We start from the raw sequence: 16,755 nt of genomic DNA on the forward strand, positions 1-16,755 counted from the left end.
CGCAGCGTTAACCGGAGGGGCCGGAGTGGCCCCCTGTGACCAGTGGGTCGTGCGGGGGGCCGGTACGGTACACCGTCCCTCCCCGGCCGCATAAGACCTGAATGGAATATGCCACTCGGTCGAGTGAATGCCTCCTTCGCCCATCGGGAGGTGCCGGTAGCGTCGATCACGTCAGCCGGGGAAATGGCTGGCACGCAACCGGAACTACTCGCTGAACCGGAGAGAAACATGGCTATTCGTCAGGGCGCCACGGAAAACTGGACCAAGTCCTCCTACTCCGGCGGAAACGGCGCCTGCGTCGAGGTCAAGTCCCCCGTCATGGAGGCCATCGCGGTCCGCGACTCGAAGGTGCAGGACGGCCCGTCCCTCACCTTCGCGCCGGGCTCCTGGTCCTCCTTCGTCACCGAGGTCACCGAGGGCCGGCTGGGGCGCCTCGTCTGAACACCACCCCACGCACCCCAGCCGTTGTGGAGCCCTCTCGACCGGCACGCCGTCCTGGCCGAGGGGGCTCGGCCATGCCCGGGCCGGCCCGGGCCGCCCCGGGCGGCTACCGCAGCTCGGCCACGTACCGGTCGGTGCCCGGGACCGTGGGGATGAACGGCGCCACCAGTTCCACCCGCCCCAGCCCCGATTCCGCGACCTCCGCGTCCAGCCCCTGGAAGCGGTCCCAGCAGGTGCGAGGGTCGGCCTCCAGGAACCACAGCAGCGTGAGGCGGGTGTCGACCCCCTCGACCTGCTTGACGTAGGTCATCCGGTCGCCGGGCAGTGGCGTCGGCCGGAAGAGCGTGACCATCGCCGCCGGTGAGCCGGAGAGCCGCCGCGGCAGGGCGCGGGAGCGCAGCCACTCCAGCAGTTCCGCCCGCCGCCCGGGCCCGTCGGCGTCGACGACCTGGAGGACGAGTCCCGCGTAGGGGTGGTCGAGGGCGTGGAAGTCCCGGGGGCCGGCGGCCCCGTCGCGGTAGACCGTCGCCTCGTGGTCCTGGAAGGCCGTGAAGACGTGCGTGCGGTCCTGGTAGACGCGGGCGTCGCGGTTCAGCCGCTTGTTGATGCCGACCGTCCACTTCATGTGCTCGTCGTAGCGGCCCTCGGTCACCCAGTACGTGGAGAGGTAGCAGCCGGCGCCGACCGGCTGGGCGACCGCCGACTTCTCCGGGTAGCGCAGCTCCTGGAGGTCTCGGGTGGCCACCCAGCGGCGGCCGGCGTACATCCAGGGCATGGCCATGGCGCCGGCGTAGTAGTGGTCGTCCTCGTACCAGCGGTTGTACGCGTACTCGTGGCCCGGGTGCGGTTCCACCATGGTGATCAGGGCGTGGCCGGGGCGTACCCCGTAGGGGCCGACGGCCGCGAGCGCGGCGTAGTCCTCGGCCCGGGTGTCGGGCCGTCCCTCGTCTGTCGTCATGCCACCGGTGTATCTGATGCTGCGTCAGTTGGGGAGGGGTGGGCGGCCGTTCGGTCCGCGGATTGTTAGGTGCCGTCTGCATGTTTCCCCGCTAGGCTGCGCGCACCCGCCACCTGAAGGAGCCCCCATGCCCCTCGACACCGCCGCCACGACCGAGGCCCCGGCCACCGCGCCGCCCGCCTTCGCCGCCCGCGCCGTCTCGGTGGGCGGCTCGCCCGTACGGGAGATCCTGGCGCTCACCGAACGCCCCGGGGTGATCTCCTTCGCCGGGGGCCTGCCCGCCCCCGAACTCTTCGACACCGCCGGACTGCGCGAGGCCTACGCCGCCGCCCTGAGCGGGGCCTCCTCCGCCCGCGCGCTCCAGTACTCCACCACCGAGGGCGCCCCGGAACTGCGCGAGGCCGTCGCCGCCCGGGCCCGCGCCCGCGGCCTGGCCACCACCGCCGGGGACGTCCTCGTCACCACCGGCTCCCAGCAGGGCCTGACCCTCGTCGCCGCGACCCTGATCGAACCCGGCGACACCGTCCTCGTGGAGAACCCCACCTACCTGGCCGCCCTCCAGTGCTTCGGCCTGGCCGGGGCCCGCGTCATACCCGTCCCCTGCGACGGGGAGGGGATCCTCCCGGACGCCCTCGCGGAGATCACCGCCCGGGAGCGGCCCAAGCTGCTGTACACGATCCCCACCTTCCAGAACCCGACCGGCCGCACCCTGCCCGGAGCCCGCCGCGCCGAAGTGGCCCGCACCGCGGCCCGCCTCGGGCTGTGGCTGGTGGAGGACGACCCGTACGGGGACCTCCGCTACGAAGGCGCCCACGAGCCCTGGATCGCCGCCCACCCGGGCGCCGAGGACCGCACCGCGCTGCTCGGCAGCTTCTCCAAGGTGATGGCCCCCGGCCTGCGCCTGGGCTGGCTGCGCGCCCCCGCCGCCCTGCGCCGCGCGGCGGTGGTCGCCAAGCAGGCGGCGGACCTGCACACCTCGACGGTGGACCAGCTGGCCGCCGCCCACTACCTCGGCGCCAACGACCTCGACGCCCACATAGCCCGGGTCAAGGACGCCTACCGGGCCCGCCGCGACGCCCTCCTCGCGGGACTGGGCGGGGCGCTCCCGGCGGGCTCGGAGTGGAACCGCCCCGAGGGCGGCATGTTCGTCTGGGCCCGGCTCCCCGAGGGGTACGACGCGGGAGAGCTGCTGAAGTCCGCCGTCGCCCACGGGGTGGCCTTCGTCCCCGGGGCGCCCTTCTACACGGGCAACCCGGACCGGCGCACACTGCGGCTGTCCTTCACCACCCACACCCCGGACGAGATCGCGGAGGGCCTCGGCCGCCTGCGCCGGGCGTTCGCCTAGGCCTGCTCGTACAGGGCCTCGATCTCGGCCGCGTAGCGGCGCGCCACCTCGGCCCTGCGGAGCTTCAGGGTCGGGGTGAGGGTGCCCGCCTCGACGGTGAACTCCTCGTCCAGGACGTGGAAGGCGCGGATCCGGGCCGGGCGGGAGACGGTGGCGTTGGCGGCGGCCACGGCTTCGGCGACCTGGGCGCGCACCGCCGGGTGGGCGGCCGGGGAGGCGCCCGGGTCGAGGGGTTCCCGGGCCGCCCAGGCGGCGAGCTCCCCGGCGTCCAGGGTGATCAGGGCCACCGGGTGCGGGCGGCGGTCCCCGACGAGGACCACGCGGGATACGAGCGGGCAAGCCGCCTGGACGGCGAACTCCACCTCGGTCGGGGTGATGTTCTTCCCGGCGGAGGTGATGATCAGCTCCTTCTTGCGGCCGGTGATGCGCAGGAAGCCGTCGCCGTCGAGCTCGCCCAGGTCCCCGGTGTGCAGCCAGCCGTCGGGATCGAGGGCCTCGGCCGTGGCGGCGGGGTCGGCGTGGTAGCCGGGGAAGACCATCGGCCCGCGCGCCAGCACCTCCCCGTCGGCCGCGACGCGGACCTCGCAGCCGGCGACCGGGCGGCCCACCGTGCCGTACCGGACGGCGTCCGGGTGGTTGAGGCTGATCACCCCGCCGGACTCGGTCATCCCGTAGCCCTCGAAGACGCGTATCCCGCAGGCGCGCAGGAAGTCCAAGGTGGCGGGGGCGATCGGGGCGCCGCCGGTCAGCGCCCACTTCAGCCGGCCCCCGAAGGCGCCCCTGACCAGGGAGTACAGGGACGCCTCCGCCCGCTCCCAGGCCGGGCGGTCCTGCTCCGGGAGGCGTCCGTCGGCGGCCAGTACGCCGAGCCGTACGGCCTCCTCGAACCGCTCCCGCCCGCCCTCCTCCGCTTCGGCCAGGGCCTGCACCACCGCGTGGACCTTCTCGAACAGCCGCGGCACGGACGGCAGGTGGGTGGGCCGGGCCTGCGCCAGCTCGGCCACCACGTCCTCGACCCGGCCCCCGAAGTAGCAGAGCTCCCCGCCCTCCAGCAGGGTCGTGAACTGGATGAGCTGCGCCAGCAGGTGCGCCAGCGGCAGGTACAGGTACGTGGAGTCGCCCGGCCCGCCCCTGATCAGCGGGAGGGTGGCGTCCTGGACGGCGCCCAGGTTGCCGTGGGTGAGCCGGCAGCCCTTGGGCAGGCCCGTGGTGCCGGAGGTGTAGACGATCGCGGCGTCCGCCGCCGGGGTCACCGAGGCGGCCCGCGCGGCGAGTTCGGCGTCCGGCGCCACGGCCGGCGCCGGGCGCGCGTCCATCCGTACGACCGCGCGCAGCGCCGGCAGTTTCGGGCGCAGGGCCTCCACCCGGGCCGCCTGGGCGGCGTCCTCGCAGACGGCCACCACCGCGCCGGAGTCGGAGAGCACCCAGGCCAGCTCCTCCTCCCCCGCCGTCGGGTACACCGGGACGAGGACGGCGCCCGCCGCCAGCACCCCGAAGTGCGTGTACGTCCACTCGGGCCGGGTCTCCGCGAGCACCGCGACCCGCTCCCCGGCGGCGACCTCCAGATCCAGCAGCTCCCGGCCGGCCCGGCGGACGGCCGCGCCGAGTTCGGCGTAGGTCCGGGTCTGCCAGCCGCCGCCGGGCGCGCGGAACCGCAGGGCGCTCTGCGGGCCGTACCTCTCCTCGGTCCACTGGGTGAACTCCGCCAGCGTGCTCGGCCGACCGTCCATCTCTTGCCCTCCCGGGATAGGTGACCCCCGACGCTAGGCACCGCCGGGGCGTGCGCGGCATGACCGGAGGCGTCAGCCCTGCTGACCCCAGAGCTCGTTGGGGTTACCTTCGAAGCCATGCAGAGGGCCGCGACGAGCGCTGTGGGTCCCGTGGGGCGGCGGACCGTCACCGTGCACCACGTGCGTGCCGTCCTGGCGGGGGCGCGGCGCGCCGGCCTCGACCTGGTGCCGCTGCTCCAGGAGGCGCAGATCCCGCCGCTGCTGCTGGGCGACGACCGGGCACGGATCACGCCCGCGCAGTTCGCGCGGCTCTTCCGGGCCCTGTACCGGACCACGCGGGACGAGTTCCTCGGGCTGTCGTGCGTGCCCAGCCGTCCGGGGACCTTCGCGATGATGTGCCACGCGTCGATCGGGTGCCGGGACCTGGGGGCGGCCGTGGAGCGGGCCGCGGTGTTCTACGGGCTGTTCCCGGGCGGGCCGGAACTGGCGCTCGAAGTCGAAGGGGAGCAGGCCCGGTTCACCGTCCGGAACACCTTCGACGGGGACGAGGAACGTTTCCTCTCGGAGTGCGTGCTCGCGATCTGGCACCGGCTCAGCAGCTGGCTGATCGGCCGCCGCATCCCGCTCGCGCACACCGCCTTCGCCTATCCGCCGCCGCGGCACGCGGACGAGTACGCCACCCTGTTCGCCTGCCCGGTGCGCTTCGGCGCCGACCGGACGGGCGCCGCGTTCGACGCGCGCTGGCTGACGGCGCCGCTGGTGCGCGACGAGGCCGCACTCGACGCGATGCTCCGCCGCGCCCCCTTCGACCTGCTCTCGCGCCCCGAGTACGGGACGACGGTCGCGGAGCAGGTACGCCGCACCCTGAACCGGCGGCTGCGCGAGTCGCCGCGGCTGCCGGAGCTCGGGGAGGTGGCGGGCCGCCTCGCGGTCTCCCCCGCGACGCTGCGGCGCCGGCTCCAGCAGGAGGGGACCTCCTTCCAGCAGCTGAAGGACCACGTACGGCGGGACGCGGCGATAGCGGGGCTGGCGGAGAGCGGCGAACCGATCGCGGAACTGGCCGCCCGCCTGGGCTTCTCGGAGGACACCGCCTTCCACCGCGCGTTCCGCCGCTGGACGGGAACGACCCCGGCGGCGTACCGCATCGCGTCGGGCGGGTAGCGGGGGGCCGGGCGGGCCGGGACGGGGTCGGGGGTGGGCCGGGGTCGGGGACGGGGTGGGGTGCCGTCCGGGATAGGCATGATTTATGGCGCCTGCTCCGGAGCTGCCGTTGGTGACGGGGTACCGCGCGCCAACACATCACGTTTTACATCCCGGACGACACCCCACCCCGTCCCCGCCCCCGGCCCGGCAGCGTCCGGAAGCCGGGCGGGTGGGGCGGCGGGTGGGGCGTGCCGGGGCGCGTGAGGGTCGTCGGCTGTGCACCCGCACTCCGTTGACCACGTAAAGCGACGACCCCAATACTCGGCGTGGCGAATCTTCGTGTGCGTCGGCCTCCCCGCCGGCGGAGTAGGGGGAACACATGCGCTTCCTGACAGGGCAGGCCGAGAATCCGGAGCCGGGGCGGCGGGCCGTACTGACCCGGGCGCTCGGACTGGCGGCCGCCGCAGGCCTGGCCACCGCGGCCGCGACTCCCGCCGCGCAGGCGGCGGTGCGTGCGAGCCAGGCCGACTGGCGGTTCTGCACCAAGTGCTACGGCCTGTTCTTCCGCGGCTACCCCAGCGACGGCGCCTGCCCTGCGGGCGGCGGCCACGACTCGGCGGGCTACAACTTCAACATCCCGCACGACATCCCCGAGACGCCCACCGCCCAGCACAACTGGCGCTTCTGCACGAAGTGCTACGGCATGTTCTTCTGGGGATACCCCGACAACGGCCGCTGTCCCGCCGGGAACGCCCACGCGGCCGCCGGGTACGACTTCGTCCTGCCGCACGACATCCCCGAGACGGCGAACTCGCAGCGCAACTGGCGTTTCTGCCCCAAGTGCTACGGGCTCTACTTCTACGGCTACCCCACCAACGGCCGCTGCCCGGCGGGCAACGCGCACAGCGTCGCCGGCTACGACTTCGTCCTGCCCCACCTGTAAGCCGCTGCCGGGCCGGGGGCGGGGACGGGGTGGGGTGTCGTCCGGGATGTAAAACGTGATGTGTTGGCGCGCGGTACCCCGTCACCCGACGGCGGCTCCGGAGGGGGCGCCATAAATCATGCCCATCCCGGACGGCACCCCACCCCGTCCCCGACCCCGGCCCACCCCCGACCCCGAGGACACGGCCCCGGCCTTCAGCGCGGGAGCTCGACCGTCAGGTACGGCGACAGGGCCCGCAGGAAGTCCGCCGCGTCGAACATCGCCCCGGCCGAGGCGACACCCGTCGTACGGGTCCGCCCGGAGAGGACCCGCTGCGCGGCCTCCACCACCAGCGGCGCGGTGACGGCGTAGATGTCCTGCCCCCGCGCCGTGGCCCGCCGCTCCACACCGTCCACACTGACGACGACGTCGACGACGAAGGTCTGGTCCGAGCGGCCGAGGTCGTCGACCGCCTCCGGCGCCGGGGTGTCCGCCCCGGCCAGGTCCCGCGCGGCCTCGACGGCCATGTGGGTGCGGACCGCGGGCACGTCCAGGTGGCTGGGTACGGTGACCACGTCGGCCATCGTGAACTCCGCGACCACCGCTCGCCGCCCCAGCGGCTCCGGGAAGTCCCACTGCGCCTCGCGCGCCGCGTCGTCGTGGTACTGGAGCGCCCCGTCCGCGAACCGCACCCGGCGGCCCGCGCGCCGCTCGTGGGAGACCACGCCCGCGGTGCGGGTGCCCTCCGTGGGGCGCCAGCTGCTCAGGCCGTACGCGACGTCCACGGAGTCCGCCGCCGTCGCCCCGTCCAGCGCGGCGGTGACCAGCAGGTCGCCCAGCCCGCCGAAGAAGGCCATCGCGGGCACCACCGGGACGTCCGCCTTGCGGGCGGCCTCCGCGTGGTCGGCGAACACGGCGGCGTTCGCCTCGATCTCCGCCGCGACGTCCAGGTACGGGATCCCCGCGCGCAGGGCCGCCTCGACGACCGGGCCGCCCGTCACCGCGAAGGGTCCCGCGCAGTTGATGACGGCCACGGCTCCGGCGAGGGCCCGGTCCAGGGCCGCCGGGTCGTCCACGCCGGCCGGCCGTACGGTCACCGTCGGCCACTCGGCCGCCAGCGCCTCCAGCCGGGCCGCGTCACGGCCCGAGGCGACGGCGGCGAAGCCGCGCCTGAGCAGCTCGGCCACCACGAAGCGGCCCGTGTGGCCCGTCGCCCCGTACACCACAACTGCCGTCTGCTCGCTCATCGTTCCCCCGTCTGGCCGTGCTCTCGTCTGCGTCTTGACTCCACTCTCTCCCGGCCCGCCCCCGCGCGCGATGGTCCGGAACGACATCACCCGTACACTTTCGGACATGCCCATCGTCGCCCTGCCCGCCGTCGGTCACCTGCTGCACTTCGAACTGGGCGTGGCCTACGAGATCTTCGGGAACCCCCCGCGCGAGGCCACGGACGGCTGGTACGACGTACGCCTCTGCGGGCCCGGTCCGGTGAAGGTCGGGCCGTTCACGGTGGAGCCGGAGTACGGGCTGGAGGCCCTGGCCGGGGCCGACACCGTGATCGTCCCGGCCTGCGCCGACGTCGACGCCCCGCTGCCGCCGGAGCTGGTCGAGGCCGTACGCGCGGCCCACGAGGCGGGGGCGCGGATCGCCTCGCTGTGCACGGGGGCGTTCGTCCTCGGCGCCGCGGGCCTGCTCGACGGCCGGCGGGCCACCACCCACTGGGCGCACGCCGCGGAGCTGAGCGCACGCCATCCGCGGGCCGAGGTCGACCCGGACGTGCTGTACACCGACAACGGCAGCGTGCTCACGGCCGCGGGCAAGGCCGCCGCCGTGGACCTGTGCCTGCACCTGATCCACCTGGACCACGGCGCGGCCGTCGCCAACGCCGTCGCCCGCCGCCTGGTGATGCCGCTGCACCGGCCGGGCGGGCAGGCGCAGTTCGTGTCCACCCCCGTGCAGGCCACGGGCGACCACGGACTCGCCCATCTCCTCGCCTGGGCCCAGCAGCGCCTGGACCGGCCGCTGACGGTCACCGACCTGGCCCGCCGGGCGAACACCAGCCCCCGCCACCTCGGCCGGCAGTTCCGGGCGACGGTCGGGCAGACACCGCTCCAGTGGCTGCTGACCCAGCGCGTGCGCCGCGCGCAGGAGCTCCTGGAGGCCACCGACGAGAGCGTCGAGGCGATCGCCCGCGCCACCGGCATGGGCACCGCGACGACCCTGCGCCGCCAGTTCGGCCGCACGGTAGGCGTCTCCCCCACCACCTACCGCCACTCCTTCCGCACCCCACCCCCGACCTGACCGGCACGGCCCGGCAGGGTCCGCGCGGCGCGCCTGCGGGTGGGTGGGTGGAGGGGTCAGGAAAGGTGAGCTGTCCGGTCAGCGACATTCCGACTGGTCGGTCACTACCTTCGCCTGACCAACCCCCCGCACGGAACACGCCCGTTGGGAGAGCCGCCATGCACCTGCGTCACCCCAGGCATCGACGAGCCACCGCCGCCGCCGTGGCCGCCCTGGCCCTGTCGGCCGGGATCCCCGCCGCCACCGCTACCGCCCACGCCGAGGCGGGCTCCGCCGTCGGCCGGCCCGGCGATGTCGTCTCCAGTGCCCCGTCCGCCTTCCACCCGCTGCCGGGGCAGCCCACGAACACCAAGGCCTGGAAGGTCCATTACCGCTCGACGACCGCCGACGGAGCCCCGAACGTGGTCTCGGGCACCGTGATCGTCCCGCAGGACGGCCGCACCGGCCCGCGCCCCCTGATCACGTACGCCGTCGGCACGGTCGGCATGGGCGACTCCTGCGCGCCGAGCAACAACCTCCCGTACGGCACCGCCATGGAGGCCAACCTCATCCAGCAGTTCACCCTGCGCGGCTGGGCCGTGGTGGTCACCGACTACGAGGGCCTCGGCACGCCGGGCGTCCACACGTACACGGTCGGCCCCTCGGCGGGCCACGCCGTCCTGGACGCCGCCCGGGCCGCGACCCGTCTGCCCGAGGCCGGGCTCGGGGCGGACACCCCGGTCGGGATCATGGGGTACTCGCAGGGCGGCCAGGCCAGCAGCTGGGCGGCCGAGCTCCAGGGTTCGTACGCGCCGGAGCTGAAGGTGAAGGGCACCGCGACCGGCGGGGTCCCGGCGGACCTCATGAAGGTGGCCGATTTCAACAACGGCTCCTACGGCTCGGGCCTGATCTTCATGGCGGCCGCCGGGCAGGACGCGGCCTTCCCCGAGCTGAAGCTCGACTCCTACCTCAATCCGGCGGGCAAGGCCCTGGTCGCCGGGATGAAGGAGAGCTGCGTCGCGATCGACGCGATCGCCGGGTCCTTCAAGCGGATCTCCGACCTGACGACACGCGACCCGCTCGCGCAGCCGGACTGGCAGGCCCGGCTGAACCAGAGCCGGCTGGGCCGTACGGCCCCCGCCGCGCCGGTGTACCAGTACCACGCCCTCGCCGACGAGCTGATCCCGTACGCGGTGGGCCGTCAGCTGCGCTCCGAGTGGTGCGCGAAGGGCGCGGACGTGCAGTTCGACACGATCTGGCTCGGTGAGCACGTCAGCGGGGTGATCACGCACTCCCTGGAGGTCGGGAACTGGATGGCGGACCGCTTCGCGGGCCGCGCCCCGCACCCGAACTGCTAGCCATACGCGGTTGGTCGCCCCGTCGGCGGGGGTTCACTCCCCGGCGGGGCAGGACCGTGTCCCGTGGGGCAGCCGTCCGTCGACGAGGAAGCCGTCGACGTACTCCCGTACGCAGGCGGAGGTCCCGTAGCCGGTGTGGCCGTCGCCCTTGTGGTCCAGGACCACCGCCGAGCCGAGGCGGGCCGCCGTCTCCTCCGTCCACTCGTACGGGGTCGCCGGGTCGCCCCGGGTGCCGACGAGCAGCATGCGCGGGGCGCCGGGGTGGTCGATGCGGCGGATGAAGTCGCTGCCGGCGGGGCGGCCGTAGCAGGCCAGTACGGTGCCCAGCTGCTGCGGCCCGAAGATCCGCGAGGCCTGCCGGAACTCCGCCTCCAGGCCCGTCAGCTCGCGCAGCAGTTGCGCCGGGGAGGCCGTGGGGGCGCCGCGGTCCGGGTCGTCCGCGCAGTTCACGGCGGTGAGCGCGGCCTCCGCGTTGTCGGCGGGGATACCGGAGTCGGTCCCGTCGTCGCCGGGCGGGGAGCCGGTGGGGCCGCCGAGCTGCATCAGGCCGACGGGGTCGTCGTGCTCCTCGAGCCGTGTGAGGGCGTCCGCGAGGTCGGGCCAGCTGTCCTTGGAGTACAGGGCGGCGCCGACGGCGGCGACGGCGTCCTGCCCGGTGAAGGCGGAGCCGTCCTCTCCGGTGACGGGCTCCCGGTCGAGCCGTTCCACGAGGGCGGCGACGTCCTCCTTGGCGGTACGGGTGTTCGTGCCGTACACGCAGCCGGTCCGGCGGGCGCACCAGGCGAGGAAGTGGTCCAGGGCCCGCTGCTGTCCGCGCGCCGAGGCGAGGGCCTGCTCGACGAGGGGTTCGGTGAGGGTGTCGACCCCGTCGAGGACCATCCGGCCGGTGCTCTTCGGGAACTGCGCGGCGTACGCGGCGCCGAGCCGGGTCCCGTAGGAGAAGCCGAGGTAGTCGAGCTTGTCGGCGCCGAGCACCCGGCGTATGACGTCCATGTCCCGGGAGGCCTGGACGGTGCCGATGTACGCGAGCACGGGCCCGGAGTACCGCGTGCAGCGGGCGGCCGTGGCGCGCAGGGCCGCCAGCTCGGCGACGGCGTCCCGCGCGCCGCCGACGTCGGCGGGGCGGTCGGAGCCGCCGCAGGAGACGGGGTCGCTGAGGCCGACGCCGCGCGGGTCGAAGGCGACGAGGTCGTAGCGCTCGCCGAGCTTCGCGAAGGTCGCGGGGTCTTCGGCGAGGGAGGCGATGCCGGGGGCTCCGGGTCCGCCGAAGTTCAGCAGCAGGGGCCCGAGGCGCCCCCGGGCGGGGGCGGTGGCGGGGATCCGGGAGAGGGCTATGCGGGTGGTGCCCTTGGCCGGGTCGGCGTGGTCGAGGGGGACGGTCAGGGTCGCGCACCGCATCCCCTCGGGAACCCGGCTGCCGGGACACTCCCCCCAGGTCGGGCGCTGGCTGTGGAACGCCGCGAGGGGATCCGGGGACCCCCGGGGCGCGGGCGCCGGTACGGGCGGCGCGGGGGCGGTCCCGAGGACGGCCAGCACCAGCGCGCAGCCGGCCAGAGCACGGGCACGGGCACTGGAGCGGGGTCGGGGTCGGGCGCGGGACCGGTGCACGGCACCCTCCTCGAACGGCCCCCCGGACCAGTCAGCCCACCATAAACGGGCGCCGCCCCGGCCGCCGCCCGGGCGTCAGCGGGGGCGGCGGTACAGGTCCTCGATCTGGGTTTCGTAGTCCCGGGCGACGGCGCCCCGCTTCAGTTTGAGGGACGGGGTCAGGTGCCCCTTGGCCTCGGTGAACTCCCCGGGCAGGACGACGAAGCGCCGGATGGACTCGGCCCGCGAGACCAGCTTGTTCGCCTCGTCGACGGCCCGCTGGAGCTCGGCCAGCAGTTCCGGGTCGGTGACCAGTTCCCGCGTGGGCACGTCCTGCTTCTTGTGCATCTGCCGCCAGTGCGCGAGCCCCTCCGGTTCCAGGGTGACGAGCGCGGCGATGTAGGGCCGGTTGTCGCCGATCACCATGCACTGGCCGACGAGCGGATGTGCGCGCAGCCAGTCCTCCAGGGGTGCGGGGGCGACGTTCTTGCCGCCGGAGGTGATGATGAGGTCCTTCTTGCGTCCGGTGATGGTGAGGTAGCCGTCGGCGTCGAGTTCGCCGATGTCCCCGGTGGCCAGCCAGTCCCCGCCGGGGTGCGCGGCGACGTTCCAGTAGCCGGCGAAGACGTGTGCCCCGCGCAGCAGTACCTCCCCGTCGTCGGCGATGCGTACCGCCGTGCCGGGCAGCGGCCAGCCGACGGTGCCGAGGCGGGGGCGCAGCGGTGGGGTGACGGTCGAGGCGGCGGTGGTCTCGGTGAGCCCGTAGCCCTCGAAGACCTCGATGCCGGCGCCGGTGTAGAAGGCGGCGAGGCGCCGTCCGAGGGGGGATCCGCCACTCAGGATGTAGCGGACGTGGCCGCCGAGCGCGGCGCGGATCCGCCGGTAGACGAGCGGGTCGTACAGGGCGCGGGCGGCCCGCAGTCCGAGGCCGGGGGTCTTGCCCTCGACGGTCTCGCCGAAGGCTTGCGCGATGCGGGCGGCCCGGTCGAAGGAGGCGGCGCGGCCCATCTTCTCGGCGGTGGCGCGGGCGGTGTTGTAGACCTTCTCCAGGACGTAGGGGATGGCGAGGAGGAAGGTCGGTCTGAAGCCTGCGAGGTCGCCGAGGAGGTCCTCGGTGCTGATGCTGGGCGCGTGTCCGAGTTTGACGCGGGCGCGCAGGCAGCCGACGGCGACCATCCGTCCGAAGACGTGCGAGAGCGGCAGGAAGAGGAGGGTGGAGGCCGGTTCGGTGCTGACCGAGGTGAAGACGGGGTGCAGCAGCTGTACGGCGTTGTCGACCTCGGCGAAGAAGTTCGCGTGGGTGAGGGCGCAGCCCTTGGGCTGTCCGGTGGTGCCGGAGGTGTAGACGAGCGTGGCGATGGCGTCGGGCGTACGGGCGGCCCTGCGCGCGTGCACGACCTCGTCGGGCAGGTGCTCCCCGGCCTTGACCAGCCGGGCGACCGCGCCGGTGTCGAATTCCCACAGGTGTGCCAGCCAGGGCAGGTTGGCGCGTTCGGCGCTGATCAGGCGGGCCTGCGTGGTGTCCTCGACGGCGCAGGCCACGGCCCCGGAGTCCTGGATGATCCAGCGGGCCTGGAGCGCGGAGGAGGTGGGGTAGATCGGTACGGTGACCAGCCCGGCGGCCCATCCTGCGAAGTCGAGCAGGGTCCATTCGTAGGTGGTCCGGGCCATGACGGCGAGCCGGTCGCCTTCCTGGAGGCCTTCGGCGATCAGCCCCTTGGCGACGGCGAGCACTTCGGCGGCGAACTCGGCGGCGCTCACGTCCCGCCAGGTGCCGTCCTGTTCCTTGCGGGCGAGGACGGCCTCGGCGGGGGCTTCCCGGGCGTTGGTGAAGGGGATGTCCCCGAGCGATCCGGTGGTCGGCGGGCCCGCGAGGGCGGGTACGGACACTTCGCGGACCACTCCGCCGACGATCGTCTTGAGGGGCTCGACCAGCTTCGGTCCGACCGGCTCGTGCTCGGCAGCATCCACGACGCGTTCTCCTAGGTCGTTCGGGAGTTACCGCCGGTAATCTACGCACGGGTAACCCGTAGGGACCACCCCTCTGCACGGCCCCTCTCCACTCCCTCCACACCACCGGCCCGCTCTTCACGGCCCCCGCGAACCTCCCGCGAACCCCCCACGAACCCCCGTGCGCCCTCTGCGCGCCCCCCACGCGCCCCGGAGGATGTCCGGCGGAACGGCTGCGTCACCCCGGCCCCGCGGGGCAGAATCCGTGAAGGTCCGTCAACCAGGTTCGTCAACCAGCCTCCACCCCCACCCCTTTGGAGCAGCCGGTGTCCTCGCAGGAAATCTCCTTGTCGCTGACCCCGCAGGAGGCGGCCACCGGTGTGACCATCACCGTGCCCCTCTCGACGGGCTCGACGCGCCTGCGGATCCCGCCCGCGCGGGACGGCGACCTGGTGCGGGCCCGCGTCGGCGGTGAGGAGGTGCTGCTGCGGATACGGGTGTCCGGCGGCGCCGCCGGACCCACGCCCCCGCCCACCTCGCCGATGCCGGCCGCGTCGCCCGCACCGGGCGCACCGGGCACGCCCTCGAAGTCGAGCCCGCTGGGCTGCCTGGTGGCCGTCGGGATCCTCGCCGCGGTGGTCATCGCCTTCGTCGCGATGGACAACGACGACAGCGAGGACACGACCGGCTCCGCGTCGAAGTCCACCACCCCGACGCCCACCGCGACGGCCTACACCTACGCGCCGCCCACCTACGCGCCGCCCACCTACGTCCCGCCGACCTACTCGAAGCCGACCCAGCCGGCCCGCACCCCGGACACCTCGGCGCCCGCCGCCGCCCCGACCTTCGTCGAGCCCAGCCCGTACGACCGGGGCACCTGCCTCAACGGGCAGCTCCCGGACTCAGAGACGGCCCAGCGCGTCAGCAACATCGACGAGGTGCCCTGCTCGGCCTCCGACGCCCACTACAAGGTGATCGAGACCTTCCCCGGGACCATCGACATGGAGAAGTGCAAGGACAACCCGAGGACGGAGTACTCCTTCTCCGCCAAGTACACCTACGGCTCCACCGTCACCCGGCAGTACGTGTACTGCCTGGTCGGCCTCGGCTCGTACGCCCGCTGACGCCTAACCCGCTTTTGACAGAAGCGAGTTCAGCAGGGCCGCCCCGCGTTCCGCGTCGTCCACGCTCACCGCGAAGTCGCGGCCCTTCGCCCGGATCACCAGGCAGGGGCCGCCGCGCAGCATCACCGTGGTGCCGAGCCCGTTGATCCGGTAGCCCCAGCCGCCCGCGCGGGCCGGCGTACGGTCCTCCGTCCAGGCCGCCTCGATGTCGGCGGCGGCCCACCGCCGCACCGGGCGGCCGAGCGGCCCGAAGGCCACCTCCAGCCCCTTCCCCGACACCCGCGCCTGGACGGAGGAGCAACCCAGCACGACCAGGGAGGTGAGGCCGAGGACCGCGGCCGCCGGCCACTGCGCCCCGATCAGCCCGCCCAGCCCGGCGAGCACCCCGCCGAGGGCGGCCACGCCCAGGACGGCGGAGAGCAGCTGCAGCCAGGGGTTGGTCGTCCGGGCGAGCCAGACGAGCCGCTGCCCGCCCGGGACCTCCAGCCCGGGAGCCCCCGGCACCGGCGCGGGGGCCGGGTCCGCGCCCCGGCGCGCCAGCAGCACCCCGGCGGCTCCGGCCAGGGCGGCCACGGCGACCACCGCGACGACCCACACCGTCACCGGGCCGGCCTGCCGCCAGTCGTCGCGGTCCAGGTTCGCGCGTACGACCGCGGCCTGCGCCCCCGCCAGCAGCACCCCGCCCGAGGCGAGCGCCGCTCCCGCGCCGGGCCCGGACCAGCGCCGGGTGAGGGCCACGCCCAGGACCAGTGCGGCCCACACCGCCGCCGGGAACACCGCCGCGGCCCACAGCGGCATCGAGCCGTCCGGCGCCCCGGAGCCCCCGCCCCAGTGGGTCGCCAGCCGTTCGGGCAGCCGCCCGCGCGCGGCGAACGGCATGGCCACCAGTAACCCCGTGATCCCGGCCGCCCAGCCGGCGGCCCCCCACATCCTGCGGTCCTTCACGGCAACTCCCCGATCATCCCTATGAGGTCGGCCCGGCTGTATCCGAGGCGGGCCCCGTCCTCGACCAGTGCGCGCACCCGCTCCAGCAGGACGGAGCGCTGCCCGGCCCCGTCGGCCACGGTCACCCCGCGCCCGCGCCGGAACTCCAGCAGTCCTTCGTCGCGCAGGGCGCGCAGCCCGCGCAGGACGGTGTTCGCGTTGACGTCCAGCGCCTGCGCGAGGTCACGGGCCGGGGGCAGCCGGTCGCCGGGGGCGCACTCCCCCTCGGCGATGGCCCGCCGGATCGCTCCGGCCACCTGTTCGTGCAGGGGGCGGTGGTCGTCGGTGTTCAGCCTCAGCAACATGGTGCCAATGAAGCTAGCACCATTACCTTCACCCGGCCAGGCCGTTTCCTTCGGACCACCTCGCTGACCGGATGAGGACGGCGGCGAGGTGGGGTCCGGCGAGGTGCGGTCGCCGACCGGCACGATCCGCGAGCTCCGGCCCGGGCATGGCCGGGAGCTGACGCCCCGGCCCTAACCCGTTGGACAGCGACCGGCGTTGCGGCGGAGAGTGCCCCGCATGACTTCTCTCGTACGGCACATCACCATCGACTGTTCCGACGCCTACGCCCTCGGCCTCTTCTGGGCGGGCGTCCTCGAGGGGACCCTCGCCGAGGACGACTTCCCCGGTGACCCCGAGGCCCTGCTCACGACGAAGGGCGCGGACCTGCTCTTCGTCACGGTGCCCGACACCAAGACGGTGAAGAACCGCGTCCACCTGGACCTCCAGCCCCAGGACCGCACCCGCGACGAGGAAGTGGAGCGCCTCCTCGCCCTGGGCGCCACCGTCGTCGGCGACCACCGCAAGCCGGACGGCGCCGGCTGGGTGACCATGGCCGACCCGGAGGGCAACGAGTTCTGCGTCGAACGCAGCGCCGCGGAGCGCAAGTCGGCCTGACGGACACCTCCCGGCAGGCCCGTTGTCGGTGGC

Annotated in this window: 15 protein-coding genes; 8 read left to right on the forward strand and 7 right to left on the reverse strand. The window is 74.3% G+C overall.

The window, feature by feature from the left end:
- Positions 1-228 precede the first annotated feature (228 nt).
- Complete coding sequence (locus tag OOK31_RS35080) at positions 229-441, forward strand: DUF397 domain-containing protein (protein ID WP_267091447.1); 213 nt, start codon at positions 229-231, stop codon at positions 439-441.
- Between the two features lie 106 nt (positions 442-547).
- On the opposite strand, the gene OOK31_RS35085 is transcribed toward OOK31_RS35080, so the two are convergent.
- Positions 548-1,399 (reverse strand): hypothetical protein, encoded by an 852-nt coding sequence (locus tag OOK31_RS35085; protein WP_267091448.1) that lies wholly within the window; start codon positions 1,397-1,399, stop codon positions 548-550.
- A 127-nt stretch (positions 1,400-1,526) separates the two neighbouring features.
- Between OOK31_RS35085 and OOK31_RS35090 the strand changes: the two genes are divergently transcribed.
- Positions 1,527-2,744: a PLP-dependent aminotransferase family protein gene (locus OOK31_RS35090; protein ID WP_267091449.1), complete on the forward strand. Its 1,218-nt coding sequence runs from the start codon at positions 1,527-1,529 to the stop codon at positions 2,742-2,744.
- Here the strand turns inward: OOK31_RS35090 and OOK31_RS35095 are convergent.
- Complete coding sequence (locus OOK31_RS35095; RefSeq protein ID WP_267091450.1) at positions 2,741-4,474, reverse strand: long-chain fatty acid--CoA ligase; 1,734 nt, start codon at positions 4,472-4,474, stop codon at positions 2,741-2,743. The two genes, OOK31_RS35090 and OOK31_RS35095, sit on opposite strands and share 4 nt — an antisense overlap.
- 117 nt (positions 4,475-4,591) lie before the next feature.
- Here OOK31_RS35095 and OOK31_RS35100 point away from each other — a divergent pair, with 117 nt between their 5' ends.
- Positions 4,592-5,635 carry an AraC family transcriptional regulator gene (locus tag OOK31_RS35100; protein WP_267091451.1) on the forward strand — a complete coding sequence of 348 codons (1,044 nt, stop codon included), beginning with the start codon at positions 4,592-4,594 and terminating at the stop codon, positions 5,633-5,635.
- 361 nt (positions 5,636-5,996) lie between these two features.
- Positions 5,997-6,560, forward strand: a complete 564-nt coding sequence (locus OOK31_RS35105) for a hypothetical protein (RefSeq protein WP_267091452.1) — start codon at positions 5,997-5,999, stop codon at positions 6,558-6,560.
- A 194-nt stretch (positions 6,561-6,754) separates the two neighbouring features.
- On the opposite strand, the gene OOK31_RS35110 is transcribed toward OOK31_RS35105, so the two are convergent.
- Positions 6,755-7,786, reverse strand: coding sequence for a saccharopine dehydrogenase NADP-binding domain-containing protein (locus OOK31_RS35110; RefSeq protein WP_267091453.1), 1,032 nt, complete (start codon positions 7,784-7,786; stop codon positions 6,755-6,757).
- A 106-nt stretch (positions 7,787-7,892) separates the two neighbouring features.
- Here OOK31_RS35110 and OOK31_RS35115 point away from each other — a divergent pair, with 106 nt between their 5' ends.
- A complete protein-coding gene (locus OOK31_RS35115) occupies positions 7,893-8,840 on the forward strand; it encodes a GlxA family transcriptional regulator (protein WP_267091454.1) in 948 nt (315 codons plus the stop codon).
- A gap of 158 nt (positions 8,841-8,998) precedes the next feature.
- Positions 8,999-10,177: a lipase family protein gene (locus OOK31_RS35120; protein WP_267091455.1), complete on the forward strand. Its 1,179-nt coding sequence runs from the start codon at positions 8,999-9,001 to the stop codon at positions 10,175-10,177.
- Between the two features lie 33 nt (positions 10,178-10,210).
- Here OOK31_RS35120 and OOK31_RS35125 read toward each other — a convergent pair whose 3' ends face one another.
- Together OOK31_RS35125 and OOK31_RS35130 are read right to left on the reverse strand one after the other, a co-directional pair.
- Positions 10,211-11,785 (reverse strand): alpha/beta hydrolase, encoded by a 1,575-nt coding sequence (locus OOK31_RS35125; RefSeq protein ID WP_267091456.1) that lies wholly within the window; start codon positions 11,783-11,785, stop codon positions 10,211-10,213.
- Positions 11,786-11,860: 75 nt separating this feature from the next.
- A complete protein-coding gene (locus OOK31_RS35130; protein WP_267091457.1) occupies positions 11,861-13,735 on the reverse strand; it encodes a long-chain fatty acid--CoA ligase in 1,875 nt (624 codons plus the stop codon).
- A 305-nt stretch (positions 13,736-14,040) separates the two neighbouring features.
- Between OOK31_RS35130 and OOK31_RS35135 the strand changes: the two genes are divergently transcribed.
- Positions 14,041-14,838, forward strand: coding sequence for a hypothetical protein (locus OOK31_RS35135; RefSeq protein ID WP_267091458.1), 798 nt, complete (start codon positions 14,041-14,043; stop codon positions 14,836-14,838).
- Positions 14,839-14,841: 3 nt separating this feature from the next.
- On the opposite strand, the gene OOK31_RS35140 is transcribed toward OOK31_RS35135, so the two are convergent.
- Both OOK31_RS35140 and OOK31_RS35145 read right to left on the reverse strand, forming a co-directional pair.
- Positions 14,842-15,783, reverse strand: coding sequence for a DUF1648 domain-containing protein (locus OOK31_RS35140; RefSeq protein WP_323188288.1), 942 nt, complete (start codon positions 15,781-15,783; stop codon positions 14,842-14,844).
- Positions 15,780-16,127 (reverse strand): GntR family transcriptional regulator, encoded by a 348-nt coding sequence (locus tag OOK31_RS35145; RefSeq protein WP_267091459.1) that lies wholly within the window; start codon positions 16,125-16,127, stop codon positions 15,780-15,782. Before OOK31_RS35145 ends, OOK31_RS35140 begins: the two co-directional genes overlap by 4 nt.
- Positions 16,128-16,344: 217 nt before the next feature.
- On the opposite strand from OOK31_RS35145, the gene OOK31_RS35150 reads away from it, so the two are divergent.
- Positions 16,345-16,722, forward strand: coding sequence for a VOC family protein (locus OOK31_RS35150; RefSeq protein ID WP_267091460.1), 378 nt, complete (start codon positions 16,345-16,347; stop codon positions 16,720-16,722).
- Positions 16,723-16,755: the final 33 nt, after the last annotated feature.

The organism is Streptomyces sp. NBC_00249 (assembly GCF_026342355.1).
Lineage (GTDB): Bacteria > Actinomycetota > Actinomycetes > Streptomycetales > Streptomycetaceae > Streptomyces.

Excerpts from the sequence above, each read along its gene's own strand:
- OOK31_RS35080 (WP_267091447.1), top strand. The coding sequence starts at position 229 with ATGGCTATTCGTCAGGGCGCCACGGAAAACTGGACCAAGTCCTCCTAC.
- OOK31_RS35085 (WP_267091448.1), bottom strand. The coding sequence starts at position 1,399 with ATGACGACAGACGAGGGACGGCCCGACACCCGGGCCGAGGACTACGCC.
- OOK31_RS35090 (WP_267091449.1), top strand. The coding sequence starts at position 1,527 with ATGCCCCTCGACACCGCCGCCACGACCGAGGCCCCGGCCACCGCGCCG.
- OOK31_RS35095 (WP_267091450.1), bottom strand. The coding sequence starts at position 4,474 with ATGGACGGTCGGCCGAGCACGCTGGCGGAGTTCACCCAGTGGACCGAG.
- OOK31_RS35100 (WP_267091451.1), top strand. The coding sequence starts at position 4,592 with ATGCAGAGGGCCGCGACGAGCGCTGTGGGTCCCGTGGGGCGGCGGACC.
- OOK31_RS35105 (WP_267091452.1), top strand. The coding sequence starts at position 5,997 with ATGCGCTTCCTGACAGGGCAGGCCGAGAATCCGGAGCCGGGGCGGCGG.
- OOK31_RS35110 (WP_267091453.1), bottom strand. The coding sequence starts at position 7,786 with ATGAGCGAGCAGACGGCAGTTGTGGTGTACGGGGCGACGGGCCACACG.
- OOK31_RS35115 (WP_267091454.1), top strand. The coding sequence starts at position 7,893 with ATGCCCATCGTCGCCCTGCCCGCCGTCGGTCACCTGCTGCACTTCGAA.
- OOK31_RS35120 (WP_267091455.1), top strand. The coding sequence starts at position 8,999 with ATGCACCTGCGTCACCCCAGGCATCGACGAGCCACCGCCGCCGCCGTG.
- OOK31_RS35145 (WP_267091459.1), bottom strand. The coding sequence starts at position 16,127 with ATGTTGCTGAGGCTGAACACCGACGACCACCGCCCCCTGCACGAACAG.
- OOK31_RS35150 (WP_267091460.1), top strand. The coding sequence starts at position 16,345 with ATGACTTCTCTCGTACGGCACATCACCATCGACTGTTCCGACGCCTAC.